Source organism: Candidatus Nitrospira allomarina (assembly GCF_032050975.1).
GTDB lineage: Bacteria > Nitrospirota > Nitrospiria > Nitrospirales > UBA8639 > Nitrospira_E > Nitrospira_E allomarina.
Genome location: NZ_CP116967.1, coordinates 1,389,061 through 1,405,019, shown reverse-complemented (window position 1 = coordinate 1,405,019; position 15,959 = coordinate 1,389,061). Strand labels below are relative to the sequence as shown.

The following is a 15,959-nucleotide window of genomic DNA, read 5'->3' as shown; positions in this document are numbered from 1 at the left end:
ATATCCGGTGGCCCGGATATGCTGAATCGCCGACAGTTCCTCTTGGTGATGGGCGCTCTTGGTGCCTTGGCTGGACTCCCGCAGGCGCGAAGTAGAGCCGGGACTTACGGAATCCAGTTTGGTACGGCCAAACCTTTCTCATTTGATGAGCTGAAGCAACACGCCAAGACGATGGCCACCAGGCCCTATGAGGAGCCGCTGGTCCGTCATGACGAAGTCTTGGAATCGATCGACTACGACGCCTTTCAGCAGATCGTCTTTAAACGCGAGCGGGGCCTGGGCGAGGACGGTAGCGTGAATTTTCCTGCTCAATTCTTCCATCTTGGCCGGTATTTCAAAGTGCCTGTAAAGATTCATGCGCTTGAGGATGGTCAATCCAGAGAAATTCTCTACCGTTCCGAGTACTACACCTTCAGCGGAACCAGTCTCGGCCAAATCTTCCCAGATGATCTTGGCTTCTCCGGCTTTCGCCTCCAAGATGGACCAGGAGCGACCACTGATTGGATGGCGTTTCTTGGCGCCTCTTATTTCCGCAGCTCCGGGGAACTCAATCAATACGGCCTTTCGGCAAGGGGTGTGGCGATCGACCCGGCCCTCCCCACTCCGGAGGAATTTCCACGATTCACCGAATTTTGGTTGGAACCAGGAGCCCCGGACAGCAAGGAATATGTGATCTATGCCCTGCTGGATGGGCCGAGTGTGACTGGGGCTTTTCGCATGGTCTGTATTAAAAACCAGCAGATTGTCATGGATATCGACGCCAACCTCTATCCACGCCAGGACATCAAACGCCTGGGGGTCGCTCCGCTGACCAGTATGTTCTGGTATGCCGAGAACAATCGCCATCAGATCAGGGACTGGAGGCCGGAAATTCATGACAACGACGGTCTGGCGATGTGGACGGGCGCAGGCGAACGTATTTGGCGCCCACTCAATAACCCGACATCCGTCATGACCAACAGCTTCGTCGACACGAACCCCAAGGGTTTTGGGCTGCTGCAGAGGGATCGCGCCTTCTATCACTATGAGGATGACGGTGTATTCTATGACCGGAGACCGAGTGTCTGGATCGAGCCAATAGGTGAGTGGAACGAAGGCGAAATCCAATTGATCGAAATTCCGACTGACGACGAAATCCATGACAACATCGTCATCTATTGGTTGCCGAAGGAACCGGTGCAGGCAGGCTCCGAGTGGCACTACGCCTACCGGCTCCATTGGGTGGCAACCGAGCCCTATCTGTCAGAAGCCGTCGCACGGGTCAACCATACCCGACTCGGCAATGCAGGTATTCCCGGGCAGCCGCGCCCGAAAGGCGGCCGGAAATTCGTGATCGACTTCGAGGGTGGGCCGCTCAATGAGGTCGAAAAGCTGGACAAGGTTCAACCGGTCATCAGCACGTCCAAGGGCCGAATCGACAACGAATACGCGCTGCAGATAGTCGGCACGAGGAGCTGGCGAGCGTTTTTCGATCTCTATGTGGAAGGCAAGGAGCCGGTCAATCTCCGCCTCTTTCTCAAACTTGGAGATCGAACACTGACCGAAACCTGGCTCTACCAATACCTGCCCTTTAGCTATGACTAGAAGCCTGTCGAACTTCTGATGAATAGGCTCCAAAAGTGCCTAAGCGAGGGGAAATTTTCGTTATCGATTCCCAAAGTCCGACAGACTCCCAACAGGTAAAGTTTTTATAATTAGAAGTTTCCTGCTGGAGGTCTTTTTTTACCAAAAACATATCTTACGTAGCCTTAGCCACGCGATGAAAGTGTGTGGCCTAGAAAACGTACCCACACAAACAGATTCGCCTGCGTTGTAAAAATGAATGTGACGGGTGACGGGTTTCGAATGTACAGTGGAGATCACGCATCACAACTGGTTCGCCAGCATGGTCTGACAGGAAAGGAGACATGAGATCTCCTGTCCGCTAACCCGAAACCTCACGGTAACCTTAAAAGACTTTGTCGTCGGACTAATTTTTGAGGTGATCGATGGGAACCAATTCCTTGCCTTCCTCTCGATCTACTCTCTTCTAAATTTTCAAACTCTTTTGCCTGTTCGGTCAACTCTGTTGAGAAAATTTGTTATGGAAACGTGCCGCCCCTACCATCCCCCCGTACCCGTTAGGCCTTTAAACGGGCCAACAATTTCCCTGGTCACCCATCCTCCATAAAACCCGCCCGGTTGGGGCAGCACACGCTCATCATTGACGTAGCATTCCACGCGACCGGGGTAGAAGGAAAAATATCCGGCGATGGATTCAAATCCCGGATAAGGATGAGGATATATCCAGGCAACCGGATCCCCCTCATTCTGACCTTCTGCCAGTATCCAATACTGAGCGGTTCCTTTCCATTCACAGAGAGATGAAGCGCACGTAAGAACCAGACCGGACACATCCACATCTGCGGGGGAAAGATAAAAAGTCGGAGGGCTCGCCGTCTCCAAAAATCGAAACGTGGAGCTGGAATCAGCCAGAACCCTCTCCCGAATACGGACCACCACTCGGCGATGATCAGGTATCAGACGAGGTGGCCTCGGATAATCCCAAACGGATTCCTGGCCAGGAGACGGCTTTTCCGCAAATGGCGGTCTTTCCTGTCCACGATATTGCCATTTGGAACGAGCCGCCCGTAACCATTCAGGCACATGTTGGGTCATAAGGTTCCCAAGGTTTTCCGGAAAAGTGATTGGGGCATCATCGTTCTCATCCGGTTATTTAAAGGTCAGAATGGCCCAAGATGCCCACAGAATTATCAACAATTCACCGAGGAGAAGACAGCCCAAAACTGCAAGAACAATTTTGTACCACATGGGAGCCATAAGTTGTTCGAAAGACCCTCTGTGATTGGAATATCTCAACGCCCCTGGCTTCCTCAATTTCGAAGGATCATTCATGACCGGCACGCGGGCGGGTCGATCAAACTCCCAGGTGTGTCTTGTTTGCCTACCCGATCAATCCATGTATATCGTGGATCAACCCTTGCAGCTTCCTGGAGAAATGTGCCCGCTGATCCCCGGTCAGAATCCGGTCAATGTCCAAGACGGCCCGTTGAACTCCTTCACGCCATTCCCTGGAGACCACGAGATATTCCTCCGTGGCACCGGTCTTGGAGTCGGCCAGCCACTGAAAGAGACCCTGTTCCAAGCTAAACGGATCATGAGCGGAACGAAGAAGGTCAAGCAATTTTTCCTGCCGCCTTTTGCGATGGGCCAGCCACACATCCGTGGTATCAGGGATTTTCCTCATTCTCTCACGAATATATGTCTCTTGGTCCACCGACAACTCTCCCACCCATATGGTTAGGGTTTCCGATGTGGTTGCCATGCGTTTATCCAAACGCATCTCCGGGTCGTCTCCGATATCGGACACAAGCCGTCGATAGTCTTGATCCAACATTTCTTCGAAATGACGTATTTGGGCAGGCGTGACAGTGGCTAAAAATTCCGCACCCGGTGGAGAGGCTCGCCTGGCAAGATGAACACGAAAGTATTCAACAGACGCAAAGATGTTCTCCAGCTCTGCCTGACTCAGTTCATTTTTTGAAAATTCATCTATTTGAGCCAGAAATTGGGCGTACAGGGGAAGTTGATGGTGTCGATGCCAGACATGAAATGCCTCGACCTGGAGATCCAAATAATTTTCTTGAGAGGCAGACAGATCAAAATACCTATCCAGTTTCCATAAGAGGATCCAATCAGCCGTCGAATACGTGATGTGGAGAGTGTTACAGGAAACCAACAAGGGGCACAAAAGCAGAATTCTACACAACCCCCGCCAATATGACCGATGGAGGAAACCCAAATCTTTCATAGGTGCCCTGAAAAAAAAAGATCCGGTCGATGACCACCCTCACTTTCCATTTTACCCTGACGGGTCACCTCTAATCAGCTATAAGGTGGCTCTCCAGTGAATTTCACATACTGACCGAAGGAAATATCAAAAACAGAAATGGGCTTACCCCCCGGTCTGCTTGAGCGATGGAACCTCCATTCTCACAACCGGACTCCAAAAGAGGCCCTCGTACTCAGATGTTGACGCACGTCCTCACCACGGGGAAACAGAATGCGCTCGATTCAACGTTGCCGCAAACAAAAAAGCCCAGCACGGTGAGGAGCCAGGCTCTTGGAAACGTATACGGAAAGATATGATTCTTTCGCCCTATTGTATCTCCCAGCCTGTGGAGGCGGTCCCTGGGGAACCCTTGGTGGTGATGGTCAAGCCATTCATGATCCACACCTCTACTTCACCTGGACGGCTATTCCGCCACACGATGTCCGCTTTGCCGTCCCCATCGACATCTCCAACCTGTTCAATCTTCCATTCCGAGGGCATGGCACCAGGGAAGCCGGAGGACGCAATCGTTGCCCCATTCATCAACCAGATCGCGGTGGCGCCACTGGTGCCATGGCGCCAAATGACATCCGCCTTGCCATCCCCATCCACATCATCTACCTCATTGACAGTCCAAATGTTGGGCGCGCTCCCCGGAAAACCAACTGAAGTGATCGTCAGCCCATTCATTAGCCATATCGCCACTGTCCCACTAGTGCCATGGCGCCAAATGACATCCGCCTTGCCATCCCCATTCACATCACCTACGCCCTTAATCTGCCAAGCCAAGGGCACTCCACCGGGGAAGCCAGCGGAGGCAATCGTTGGCCCGTTCATGAACCAGATTGCTGTGGCCCCACGACTGTTGCGCCACACGATGTCCGCTTTGCCATCACCATTGACATCACCGACGGCTTGAATTTCCCAATCCGTCGACGGGCTGCCCGGAAAACCTACGGACCTCCTGGTCACCCCATTCATCAACCAGATCGCGGTGGCGCCACTGGTGCCATGGCGCCAAATGACATCCGCCTTGCCATCCCCATCCACATCACCCACACCCTTAATCTGCCATTCGGTTGCGACTCCTCCTGGGAAACCAGTTGAGGTGATTGTCACCCCATTCATCAGCCAGATCGCGACCATGCCATTGGTATTGCGCCACACGATATCTGCCTTGCCATCCCCATTCACATCACTGCTCGGTGAACTGGTTCCCTGATCTCTGGCTGTGATGGTGACATCCGAACTCCTGGAGAGTGCACCATCCGATGCAGTCAGCCGCAACACATACGTTCCCGCGCTGAAAAACAAAACGGTGGTATCTACGGCATTTGGATTGCCAAATGCCACAACGTTGGGGCCACTGACCTTACTCCAAGTCGTCATTACAGTACCTGGGGGATTCGGTAGGCCGTCATCCGTCACTGTTCCATTAAGCAGGGCCTGGCCAGGAAGGAAAATCGTTTGCATTGGACCCGCATCCACCATTGGCGCTTGGTTTATAAGCGGAGGCGGAGGATTAACGGTTATGGATATTTCATCACTAGCGGTTAAATCTCCATCATCAGCCGTAAGACGCACCACATAGGTGCCAGGGAGACTAAATCTGGCGGTGGTTTTGACTGCTGAGGGATCAGCAAATGTCACTGTTCCAGGACCACTAACCTTTTCCCAGATAGTAAGAACAGTGCCTGGAGGGTCCGGTAACCCATCATCCGAGACAGAGCCATTAAGATTGGCTATATTGGGCAAAATTATTGTTTGCGCAGGTCCTGCTTCTACTGTTGGAGCAATATTATCTGTGGCTATTTTCATTACAAATCCGTCAATTACACCAGCATTAAAGGCTTGAAATGGATTCATGATTGGGAAATCCGTTGACTCCGTTTGTCCTGCCACATAAATATTTCTCGAAGAATCTAGTGCAATATCTATCCCGCTATCATTATCTGATCCTCCAAGGTAACTGGAATAGCTGAGCGCCGAACCATCAGGAGTGATTACAGTCACAAAAGCGGCTTGAAAACCAGATTTGGTTTTTTGAATTGCGTCTGGAGTGGTCGGAAAGTCAGAAGATGCAGCTTGTCCCGTTACATAGGCGTTTCCGGCAGCGTCAACCGCTATGGCGTTGGCTTGATCCCTAAATGGCTCCGAACCCGACAGGTAGGTCGAGTAAATTAGACCTGATCCATTAATGGTGAATTTAGTAACAAAACCAGCCTGCTGTGTGAAGTTTGTATTAGATTCCAGGGCATCGGACTGCAAAGCATTGGCAGTTGGAAAATCATTTGAATTGGTCCATCCGGCCAAATAGGCATGTCCGGCATCGTCGACGGCTATTCCTGTTGCCTGTTCCAGGTGGGATTCTAAGCCGTCAATGGGACCAATACTCCCACCCAAATATGTGGAATAGATAAATGCGGACCCATCCGGACTCAATTTTGTTAAAAAGATATCACTATAACCCAACAAATTTTCCTGGAATGCGTTGACAGTTGGAAAGAAATCGGAAACTGTCACCCCCGTTATATAGGCATGGCCTGTTCGATCTACGGCTATAGCCATACCAGCATCATACCCCTGATCCACCAATCCCTCTGGATTAACCCCTCCGCCCAAATAAGTGGAGTAGATCAGCGCGGTTCCGTCTGGAGATAACTTGGTCACAAAGGCATCTCCGCCAGGACCCGAAGCGAGAAACCCACCTGCATTCTGAGGCTGAATAGCATTTTTTAATGGAAAATCATCAGACCCCGTAAAGCCTGTTATGTACGCGCTTCCGGCAGCATCAACTGCTATCCCGGTGGCCGCATCGTGTCCGAAAAGAAAAAGTTCTTCATGACTACTACCCCCTAAAAATGTTGAATAAATGAGAGACGATCCATCGGAGGCTAATTTGGTTACAAAGGCGTCTGCACTTTCGGCTTTTGTACCCTGAAAGGGATTCATAATTGGAAAATTGTCGGATGAAGTCCTTCCCGTCACATAAGCATTTCCATCCGCGTCTACTGCAATATCTCGCCCTTCGTCGATATTGCTACCGCCTAAATAGGTGGAATAGATTAGTTCCGAACCATCCGCTGTAAACTTTGCTATAAAAACATCGCTTTGAGAACTATCAGGTGCGGAGGGAGAGCCCCCCATATTGGATGCCTGGATTGGATTGGCAGTAGGGAAATTTGTGGAAAGGGTATGTCCGGTGATGTACACCTGCTTTTTAGAATCTACTGCAATTGCTTGAAGCCTTTCGGTTTTGCTCCCACCCAAATAAGTGGAGAAACTTATGACTGGATCTATTATTAGGGCTTTTGTGGGATCATATTTTTCCACCTGAAACCCAACCTGATGTGAACTTTTTACAAGATAGTGTCCTCGGATAATTTGTTTTTTCTCATTAATTTTCTGATAGATGACAGGCTTCCGTTGGCGAATAGTTCCACCTGGAGTCTGCAATAACAAATCACCATTGGGGTCAATGTTGAGGGTATCCACACCTTGGAAGTTAATCGTAATGCTTGCTGGATCTTTTCCAGGGGCTATTATGAAATCATATTCCAATTGCTGCTGATTGCCGTAGTACACTAAATCAATTCCCGGATAAATTTCTGCGTACCGTACTTGAGCATAAGTCGATACATTCTTCTGCCATTTATTGGGATCGTTTCCTTTGAAGTAATGCGCCTTTCCCGAAAGCTTCCTTTCTCCAGCAATGGTTGGAAAAGGATTACTAGTCACCAGCTGCATCCGTACTGTGGCGGTCCTCCTCGGCTCGGATTTGTTTGCAGATTCAGCTGTTCCTGTGTTTGTTTGGTCAGCTTTAGTTAAGGTTAATACCGCTTCATTTGACGTAAGAAAGAGATTATAGCCGTTTCCACGTGAGAGATATTGAACATGGGAATCCGTCTGTCCTTGGTTGGCTTCAAAACTTAATGGTGTATGGGAAAAAGTGGAATGGGGGGAAGGAAAGGAAGGATTAAGAGCCTTATAGAAATCGGGTTCATTGGTTGTGCAGCTTGGAAGAATTAAAAAACTTCCGGAAGCGAGGACTAGGAATAAATATTGGAGGAATCTCATCATTAATCATCCCCTCTGTTTATATATAAAACTAGGCCTGGAAATGCGGAATGATCCATTCAAAAAGCCAAAATTGGTTTCTTAAATAGCAGGGAAAACGTTTCACTACTTTACACTTTTCAGCTTAATAAGCAACGAAAAACGGAGGGGTGGTGGATGGTTGGGGAACATATAGGATATACGTATAAAAACTAAGTACCTATATCTATCCCGTAAAAAACTGTATCCCTCCGGTGGTTTTTTAAAGTATGAGTGAGCAGTAAATACCTACTGGGGTGATGCTCATATTCACTAACCAATCACGAAACAGTTTCCATTTCCTGGCTGGCTTTCCGCTTTTCGACATCGCCGAATTTCTGTCAGGATCCATTCACTATTTAAGCTATGATCAGAAGGGACCAGTAAGAGTTTGTCATGAACTCGGATGGCTGAATCAATTTGATCATAGAATGTCTTTCCACCTTTCATAAGGTTCAGACAAGTCGCAGCCACGGAGAAAAATGACAGCGATGGGCCACGACAGTCGAATCTTACGGAGATCTATGGCGGAGGTCCAAAATGAATACAATTTTCCAACTTAGCTTTCACAAGATTCGTAAATTAAAAAAACTGTTTCATAGAGCTTGGGATTCTGAAGGTTTATACGACAGACCGGATCGTTGTGGGTGGCCGATATCAACTTTCTGACCTATGAGAGTGGCTCTACTTGGCAGTGGTGATGGATCTCTACTCGCGGAGAATTGTTGGTTGGTCAATAAAGGGGACTTTGGTCAAATAGATCGTGCTGGACGCCTTACTGATGACCGTGTGTGGCGAGGCAAGCACGAGCAGGACGTGATTAACAGGGGTCAGGGGTCGCAGTGCAGTAGCGAAGAAAAAAATCGATTCTGCCAGACGCCATCAGCACCTTAGCCATTTCAGCCTAACCGCATATTAACAGCAGATGGAAACCCTAGTGTGTTTGCCTACAAAACTAGGGGATTAGGAATCGGTAGTTAGAAAATGATCGGGCCTCAAAACACTGGCATCCAGGACAAACACGCTTCCCGAATGCCGCTCGAGGAAAGGTTTCAGCGCAAAAAGAATGGGCTCAACCTTTTCCTCAGGAACGACGGTCAGGACCATTTGCAAACTGCTCGTATCATTAAACATGAGGTGACCCTCATGGTATCCGCTGTGGCCTTTTCCCGAAATATTACTGAAGACGGTATACCCGCTCGCTTTGATTCTATCCAGGACATCCGTGACAAAACGGATATGTTCTCCTTCAATAATGATCTTGATCTCTTTCATGGGAAATAGCCTGATGCTCATGGCCTGTCCTGCCTCCTCGCAATGATATTAAAGAATGATCCGCCAATCGTCGGATGAATGGTATAGAAAAAACTCCATGGTGATCGGATCAAGGGCCACCAGATTGACCCATTGATTACCCATCAGCTTCTGCAAAAGATCATGCCTCGCAATGATGGCGGATATGCGCTCCAAGGGCGCCTCGATGATGGCCATCAGCCGCATCGGTTCATGGTAGGGCGTGGAACCATCATAGACGGTCTGCACGGGCAGTCCGATGCGCATGTCACTTTGCGAGCCATACATCACCCCGATCCGGCCGACGACGTTATGGTACACTTTGCTCCCGGCTCCGTATACCTCCGGGTCCACCGTTGAAAAATAATGTTCCATGTTGATCCAATTGCCCACAATCAACGGCGCGGTCATGATAATTTCCAGATATTTTCCCGTGGTGTCCTGCAGGTAATCATAGGAATGTAAGAATGTCCGTCCTTCCAGATTGATGCCTCTCGTCAATAGCCGCCGCCCGACAATGAATGCCGTGTGTCTCGACAAGCCCCATTCGGGCCTCACTTGAGACCAATCCATACTTCGCCGTTTGGCCAGACGCAGACTTCTGTTCAGCGACGGCATGCCATGTTCATCCGGAAAGCGGGACAATCGTTCCTGACTATTTCTGCGTCCCGCCTCTTCCAGATCGCGTTCAAGGCGCAGGAGGTCTTTCCGGTGAGTGGCCGGAACATCCTCCAAATCGAACAACTCTACCTCGTCCGTGGTGGTATTATGCTGCCCCGGTAAAAAATATGTGTCTGCGGGAATGTGAATGCCTTTCTGGGCGAGAAGCTCCCGGACGTAGGGTTTATTCGCCATTTCCACAAAGGCCCGGGCGTTGGAATACCCCTCGTTGCCTCCGCAGGCGCCGCAGTCCAGCGCCGACTCATAGGGATTGTTTTCCGAGACACTTCCATGGGCGCAAATCAATATCAACCTGGAAAAGCCATGTGTAAAGCCGAGGATCCGCAGGGCGGTTTCTACGAAATAGGCCTGTTCTTTAGGAGTAAATCCTACCTGCGTGATCCGGTGCATGCGCCGGCTCACCGCCCGTTGATGAATCCCGTGATTCTGACGTAATTCCGCGAGAAATTGGTCATGGGTGGCGGTATTCCATCCTAACAACCGGCTTAAGGTTTCTTCGTCCTCACTGTCCGTTTCAGCTTGATAAAGAGCCTGTTTGCGAAGACGATCCACTTGATCATGTAAAACGGCTAGGCCCATGCGGCCGTACCGTTCAATTAAAAGACGATGAATGGTCGCCCGATGTTCGGCCGCCACCATTTCTTCCGCTTCCTCATGGGACAGCTTGTCGACCGTTAACGTGGTCCCAATCGGAATCGCAAACCATTCTTTCACCCACGACGTGAATGTCCGGTACCAGGCAGGCGCAATAGTCTGACCGAAGAGCCGGAACCCGAAAAACCAGCCGATCGCTTCGACCATGACATAGGGTGTAATCACATTTTCTTTCAGATCATGAAGTAGCGCATGTCCGGTTTTCGCCAGATTCTGACGTTGGAGGTATTGTTCAGCCGCTTTGCCCTGATAGGCCCTGGGAATTTCCCTGACCCGGTGTTTGGGTTTGAGCAGGACTGGACATTGATCCGTTTCCCGTTCGCTGCCGAACCTCTGAAAGCAGATGGGGACTCCGAAAAATCCGGCGAATCCGAACGTTTCATTTCCACCCACTTCCTCCAGATGCCGCCGGAAGCCCTCAGATCGCACATCGATGCAGAACATGGCCTGGGCCGGCGGTCTGGAAAATTCGGGCTTTTCCTGTTTGGAATCCCATTCACGAACGAGAGCCAGATTGGGGGCCAGATTGGTGACGAAACGTTTCATGTAGCTCATCTCGAATGCCTGAAGCCACAAGGGTCCATGGTTGGATTCGGGAAAATTCGTGATCCATCCCACCAAGGTATCCACAGTGTCAGGCGGACATTCCGTCACGTCCTTCAGGGCAATGCCGAGGGAATCGGCCAGATGATGAAGGATCAAGGCGTGCCCCTTTGCCGTTCTTTCACGTTGAATCCTTCCCCATGTACCGTCCGCTTCCCGTCCCCATGCATCAAGAGTTTGCAAAGGAAGGGGGTCCACGGTAAACATCCCTTCGTCCAAAGCCGGTAGCATCTCCGGATCTAGGTTTCCGGTACGAAAAACCTTGTAGAGACTGAATCCAAACGGGAACCGCTCCAGGGCGGACGTAATGGCCGAATAGGTGCCGGGTATCCCGAGTTGTTGGTGGCACAACCTGCTCACCAACTCACGCTCATAGAAGAGCCGTACCGCCATATACTGAACCAGATCGACGGGAAACGCCTTCTGCCACTCATGGTTCACCTGATCGGCACGCCACTTGAGAAATCCCGTCCATCCCGGCAATTGGGCCAAATGCAGGGTAAACACGTTGCTCCAGAGATTCTGAGGCAGATCCAAATCCTGGAGGCAGGCCAGCACGGCATCTTCCGGCCGGTCAGGAAGTTGCTGAAGTTTCAGCTTCCAGTCCGGGATGCCCAGAAGAATACCCGTGACCTCCTTCTGAGCCAGGGCTTTCCAACTCCCATAGAAGGTCTTTTCCCGCATAGGCATGGACCAGGGAGCGTGGCCTTCGTCCAGAAATCCGGCACACCATTTGATGAGTTCCTCATTGATCTGCTGCTGAAGAGAGGTTTCAAATGTCTGGTCGCACCATGCAGCAAGTGTATATTGATTGGCGACATCCTGGCGTGCGTGGTCTGTCTTTTGGCGCAACGACAGATCGGTATCCTTGAGGATGCCGCCGGATTGCAGGCGGGTGAACAATTCCACTACCTGGGAGTCTCGAGGCAGACTGTCGAATACGGCATCACTGATATCATGAGGGATCGTCCCGCTCCCATGAATCAGGATCGTCCGCAAGACTTCGATGTGAGAAATGTTTCGCGTGCCGATGGTGACATACCGGTTCTCTGAGAAGGGCATGACGGCATCGGTAATCGCCTCATCCAGGATCCGGCCCTGCCGGTATAGGTTTCGATATTCCTCATTGGGAAGATACCCGCGGCCTCCCAGAAATTTTTCGGCTTGGGCAATCGCCTGGTGGATATTCAAGTGTTCCAGGCCATGCAGCGGATTGTGGTGAATGAAGGTCTGCATGGGCCAAAATTGGGAAATGGTTTCCCCCGCCAAATGAATCAGCGATCTGACCTCGATGCGTTCTAATTCTTTATGAGATTCGACTTCACGTGCCGTGGAAACCGTCATCTTCTGTATCCTCTGGTGTTCTGCATAGGAGTTATAAGATTAAGCGGGTATTCCGAAAAAGCCTGCTGTGCCCATTAACAGGATGAGTGTCCACATTTCATACAGCGACAAATCGCGATAGGGTACGTCGGATCGGGCCTTTCCAAATGCGGTCTGATGCAGCATGGTGGTAAAGACCCAGCTGACTGAGAACCACACGATAAATAACAACAGCAACACGGGGAACAGTGAGGCCTCGGGGCCGTTAAGCGGGATGGTCAAAAATCCGGCTACCACCGGCAGAAGCGGTAGCAGCATGACCAGTGAAATCATGAACGTGAAGGCCCCCCGAAAGCGCGGCAACCCGGAACCCAACCCTTGCAACGATACCAGATTATGTGTCCCATACCGTTCGCGTAAAAAGGCAAAGGACTGCAACATCCCACTCATCAGCAATGCGACCGCGATTCCATAGGGAACTCCCCATACCCCCACATGGGAAAAACGTGGCGAGCAAACCCCACAGTAAGGCGAGGAGGGTGATGGCAGCATAGGCAATGCCTTCACGAGGGAGAAGATGTCCCGCGGCTTTCAAGGAAGCGTACCCGGCACTCACCAGCGCAAACACCGGAATGATCCACAGCCCTTCCAGATGAAAAAATTCCTCGACGTTCTTGAGTTGGGATAGACCTGTTGCCAGCCAGACCACGACCCACACCCCGGCGAGGGACTCCCGGGAAGACCGCACGACTCCCAAAAATGGCAGATGAAACGGAACCAGTGGCAAAAAGGTGACTAACAGAAAAAGCCCGGCGACCATGAGACCGGTTTCATCCAGGAAGAGCGTCACGATGCCAAACACCACGGCTAATCCGAGATGCACCAGAGCCAGGGTCTTTTGCAGAGAGGCAGCCATGTGCCGGGACAGAAAGAAACCCCCATAGCCGAGCAGGCCGATCATGAATAGCCGGTTGATCGGCTCCACCGCGATCACTCCACCCAGACCCAGGCCGGCAAGCAGGATGATAGGTACCGCGTCATCAGATATACGGGAGGTGTCCTTTTGCCACAGGATGGCACAAAAACAGGAAAGAAGTATGGCGCCGGCCGGAAGACTGACAAAGGAAGAGATCTCCGCTTCCCAACTAAACGCGACGAAGGCCCCCCCGGCTATCAGGACAGAGGCTAATCCCACACCCCACCATGCTGAGGGGGAGGTCCGTTTCATGATGTTTCCCGCCATGAAAAAGACCGGGACAAGAGAGAACAGTAGCAACAGATCATGATCAATCGACAACTCACCTGATGACGGTTAATACCGGTACGCGACTTTCTGCGCCAAACGGAGCAGGGCACTGCCGGTTTTTTTATAGATGCCGTCCACATAACACCGGTTGATTAATAGGACCCAGCCGGCTTGCCGTATCGCGAGCACCCAATTCGGATTGAGTATTTTTTGGCCACGGGCCGTGGTGTACAGAACCAGCCAGCCGAACAGCACCACCAGCGTAGAAAAAATGATCACCGCATCGAACACTTGCGGCGGGAAGGCCGCAGCCTTGAAAAACCCATCGGCGACGCCCGGCTCCGGATAGAGAAAATGCGTAAAGGCTTCGCCCGCCCATAAATAGACGAATCCGATGAAAAACAGCGTCACGATCATGGCACCGGCGACCTTCCAGGAAGCCACGGCATGCAGGCGGTAAATGCTGAAAATGGCTTGTGAGGCCGTGACCCATCCGAAAAAGAGAAAGATCACCGCCCCGTGATCATCTTGAAGAGGCACGTCCAGGACCCCATGGGCTACCAATAGAATAATCAGCGGCATGAACAGCGTGACGAGCAATCCTGTCGTCCACGTCAGTTTATTCGGCAGCCGGGTCGGCTGATGGCCCGAGGCCGGAGGAAATTTCGGTTCATGCCGCGCATCCTGAATAATACTGCCTGAGGCCAGAAAGAGGGAGGCTTTGAAAAATCCATGGGCGATGAGGTGAAAAATGGCCAAGGCAAAAGCGCCAAGGCCGCATTCCATGATCATGTACCCCATTTGTCCCATGGTAGAAAAACCCAAAGTTTTCTTGATGTCATTCTGAACCAACATCATCGAGGCTCCGAGCAGGACGGTGAGGACTCCCACGAGGAACACCAGATGGAGGGTCGAGGGAGACAGGGCGTACAATGGGGCCAACCGGTTCAGCAGGAACCCGCCGGCGTTGATGATCCCGGCATGCATCAGGGCGGAGACCGGGGTTGGAGAGTCCATTGTGTCCGGAAGCCAGACGTGGAGAGGAAATTGTGCGGATTTGGCCATTGCGCCGACAAAAATCAGCAGTGCGATGACCGGCACGATGCTGATTTCAAAAGTAGACCCAGCCCATAACCGGATCATCGGAGGATCTGCAGCCGCCCGTTGAAATACGTCCAAAAATTCGAACGTGCCGAAATACGCATAAATAAGCAGGAGGCCACAGAGAAAACTGATATCCCCGATTCGATGCACCAATAACGTTTTTCGCGCATACTCACATGCCGTGGGATAAGAGAAATTGAAAGCCAATAGGAGATACAATACCCAGCTCAGGAGTTGCCAGAATAGAAACAACATCAAAAAGTTTGCGCTGGCGACTAAGGAGAGGATGGTGAAGGTCATCAACCCGAGTAACCCGAAAAATCGCTGGTACCCCGGATCACCCTGTAAATAGCGGCGGGAATACAGATGAATGATGGTACTGACACTGGAGATGAGCACCATCATCACGGCCGTCAGTCGGTCGACCAACATCCCGAATGTCAGTGAAGGCGAGGGTCCGTGCCCCCACGACCAGAAGGTGAGCTGAAACGGGCCTTCGGTACTGACGTGGTACAGGGCCAGAAACGAAAAAACGCTGGACCCGGCAGTGGCAACGATCCCGATCAACGCCACGCGGGACGCCAGACGTTTACCCTGCCAACCAATCAGCATGGCGGCCAGCAGCGGAAGGAGAGGAATGAAAACGGCTGTAGTCATAGGAAACCAACCACAGTCTCAGAAGCGAGGCGGCATCGGGAACATCCCGATAGCGCATTCCCCGAGACGGAAATCCCTGTAATTAATATCGTGTTCCGTTCCAATCAAGCATAATCCCTTTACTTAACGTTTGATGTGGCGATAAGCAATAATGTGTTAGACCCAACTCATGGGCCTTTCGGGTTCTCATATCTTGGTGCCATTGGGGAGAGAAAATCATGCCCGCTGAAACCCGCGGCCCATATCTCAGATCAATGGGACAGAAAATTAAATCCCGAATCTTTTTTTAGACGAGACGTACCTGACCGATCGATTACCAAGATAGGACGGATAAACTGGCCTTCTACCGTCTGGAATCGACCAAAGCTTCCATACACCAGAACAGGGCAGCTCCCGTCCCTAACCGAAAAACAAACTAAACCTGAGGCCGATCTAACTAGTGAAGAGGTTCGCCCCAAACGCTTTACGCGG

9 protein-coding genes are annotated in these 15,959 nt (G+C 51.1%); 1 reads left to right on the top strand and 8 read right to left on the bottom strand.

Annotated features, from left to right (window positions below):
• Positions 1-18 precede the first annotated feature (18 nt).
• Positions 19-1,584 carry an OpgD/OpgG family glucan biosynthesis protein gene (locus PP769_RS06095; RefSeq protein ID WP_312646057.1) on the top strand — a complete coding sequence of 522 codons (1,566 nt, stop codon included), beginning with the start codon at positions 19-21 and terminating at the stop codon, positions 1,582-1,584.
• 516 nt (positions 1,585-2,100) lie between these two features.
• On the opposite strand, the gene PP769_RS06090 is transcribed toward PP769_RS06095, so the two are convergent.
• From PP769_RS06090 to PP769_RS06050, 8 genes are all read right to left on the bottom strand, one after another.
• Positions 2,101-2,658, bottom strand: a complete 558-nt coding sequence (locus tag PP769_RS06090; protein ID WP_312646056.1) for a DUF427 domain-containing protein — start codon at positions 2,656-2,658, stop codon at positions 2,101-2,103.
• A 286-nt stretch (positions 2,659-2,944) separates the two neighbouring features.
• Positions 2,945-3,811, bottom strand: a complete 867-nt coding sequence (locus PP769_RS06085; protein WP_312646055.1) for a DUF6279 family lipoprotein — start codon at positions 3,809-3,811, stop codon at positions 2,945-2,947.
• Between the two features lie 348 nt (positions 3,812-4,159).
• Entirely contained in the window at positions 4,160-7,909 is a 3,750-nt protein-coding gene (locus PP769_RS06080; RefSeq protein ID WP_441303061.1) for a DUF7948 domain-containing protein, read from the bottom strand.
• 981 nt (positions 7,910-8,890) lie between these two features.
• Positions 8,891-9,223 carry a P-II family nitrogen regulator gene (locus PP769_RS06070; protein WP_312646053.1) on the bottom strand — a complete coding sequence of 111 codons (333 nt, stop codon included), beginning with the start codon at positions 9,221-9,223 and terminating at the stop codon, positions 8,891-8,893.
• Between the two features lie 27 nt (positions 9,224-9,250).
• Complete coding sequence (locus tag PP769_RS06065; protein ID WP_312646052.1) at positions 9,251-12,502, bottom strand: DUF2309 domain-containing protein; 3,252 nt, start codon at positions 12,500-12,502, stop codon at positions 9,251-9,253.
• A 39-nt stretch (positions 12,503-12,541) separates the two neighbouring features.
• On the bottom strand, positions 12,542-12,814 hold the full coding sequence (locus tag PP769_RS06060; protein WP_312646051.1) for a hypothetical protein: 273 nt from the start codon (positions 12,812-12,814) through the stop codon (positions 12,542-12,544).
• Positions 12,815-12,875: 61 nt separating this feature from the next.
• On the bottom strand, positions 12,876-13,709 hold the full coding sequence (locus PP769_RS06055; RefSeq protein WP_312646050.1) for a hypothetical protein: 834 nt from the start codon (positions 13,707-13,709) through the stop codon (positions 12,876-12,878).
• Between the two features lie 84 nt (positions 13,710-13,793).
• Complete coding sequence (locus tag PP769_RS06050; protein WP_312646048.1) at positions 13,794-15,488, bottom strand: NADH-quinone oxidoreductase subunit 5 family protein; 1,695 nt, start codon at positions 15,486-15,488, stop codon at positions 13,794-13,796.
• Between the last annotated feature and the right edge of the window lie 471 nt (positions 15,489-15,959).